Here is a 1,711-nt window from a genome sequence, read left to right as displayed (position 1 = left end):
TTACAAGACGTGAACGTTCCTGCAGTGCCCACCATTAAGGCGCTGAACAGGATCACACTTAGAAACTTTTTGTTTATAATTGAAAACTTTAAATTTATAAATTTAAAAAAAATAAAAAGTGAATAATCTCTCATTTTAAATCCCTTTCGCATACTTGTTTTGTTGTCAAGTATTCCGTTACTTCGCAGGTAACGGAGGAATTTTCCGTGCAAACATAATTGTTTTTCTATAAATGAGCAAATAATAATGCTGTTTTTTTATAATTAATCGAAAAATCTGCATTTAAGCGCACTTTTTTGTTAATGGGATTGTTGTTCGCCCCAATTATTAGTGTATTTGCACGTATGTTCTGCATTATAAAGGGATTGTACTTATACATATTATTAATAAGAGAATGTATAATTTAAATTGAAGATGAAAGAGATTACCTTACAAGAAATGCTGTCAACTATTATTGGAGAGCTTCGAGAAAATGGGAGATGGGGAACAGCCCATATTTACCAATCTACATTGAATGTGTTTTCCGCATTCAATAACTATCGGGATTTGCATCTGCGCAAATTGAATCCAGTGGTTTTGAAACGTTTTGAAATGCACCTGCGTCAACGAGATTGCAGTTGGAACACCGTTTCTACCTATATGAAAGTCATTCGCTCGGCTTACAATCGAGCTGTAGATTTACGATGTGTCCGTTATACTCCTAGATTATTTGAACATGTGTATACAGGAACTAAAGCAGACAAGAAAAGAGCTTTGGAAGCTTCGGATATAGGAACTTTAGTTCGCGGGACAGAAATGGATTTGTCCAAAAGGATTCCTTCCTCAAGCCTTCAAAAGGCCAAAATGCTATTTGTTTTTATGTTTATGATGCGTGGTCTCCCATTTGTCGATTTAGCTTTCTTGCACAAGAAAGACCTGCAAGGGAATGTATTGTCCTATCGTAGAAGAAAGACTGGTCGCACCTTACGGGTACTTCTATCCCCTGAAGCCTTACAGCTGGTACACATGGTATCCAATAAGGACGAGAACTCACCTTATTTATTCCCAATATTACGTAGCAAGGATGGTACAGAAGCGGCTTATAAAGAGTATCAATCAGCTTTGAGGCGTTTTAACTATCAGCTGTCAGCTTTAAAAACACATTTGAATATGAGTTCACATCTTAGTTCGTATTCGGCAAGACACACGTGGGCCACAATGGCATATTATTGTGAGATTCACCCTGGCATTATTTCCGAAGCGATGGGACATTCATCGATAAATGTTACTGAAACCTATCTCAAACCTTTCAACGACAAGAAGATTGATGAAGCAAATGAGAAGGTAATTTCTTTTGTAAAAAGCAATGGAATCTCGGCATAGATTTTTTTATTTTTATTGATAAAGCGGCCTAGATGTGTCCATATTTATTCCTCCCGCAAGAAGCATCTCTTGAAGGGAAGAGTCCTCTCGCTCATTTCTCAACAACTTCCCCTTAAGCCAAAACTCTACAAAATAACACTTTAAGTCTTTCTTTCCCTATAAATATTTTGATTTCCCTTTATCGTAACTTTACCTCTCGGTCATATTATCAGAATTCCACCTATAAGCCACTTTTCATCTTTCATCACTTAAAATGTTATAAACAATTATAGGGGCATTACAACTATATTAAACTTCTTTTCACATAATTGATTCAAGATGGTTCCCGTTACCTGCGAAGTAACGGAAT

The 1,711-nt window shown here is 36.4% G+C and carries 1 protein-coding gene; it reads left to right on the top strand.

The features are described 5' to 3' along the window. Positions 1-414 precede the first annotated feature (414 nt). On the top strand, positions 415-1,362 hold the full coding sequence (locus tag DXD78_RS20610) for a site-specific integrase (protein ID WP_005824483.1): 948 nt from the start codon (positions 415-417) through the stop codon (positions 1,360-1,362). The last annotated feature ends 349 nt before the right edge of the window (positions 1,363-1,711 follow it).

Origin of the sequence: Bacteroides sp. D20, assembly GCF_003436255.1 — a bacterium.
Lineage (GTDB): Bacteria > Bacteroidota > Bacteroidia > Bacteroidales > Bacteroidaceae > Bacteroides > Bacteroides uniformis.
This window is presented reverse-complemented; position numbering and strand designations above follow the sequence as displayed.

Bases quoted from the DNA above. Each gene is read 5' to 3' on its own strand.
- DXD78_RS20610 (WP_005824483.1), top strand. From the start codon at position 415: ATGAAAGAGATTACCTTACAAGAAATGCTGTCAACTATTATTGGAGAG.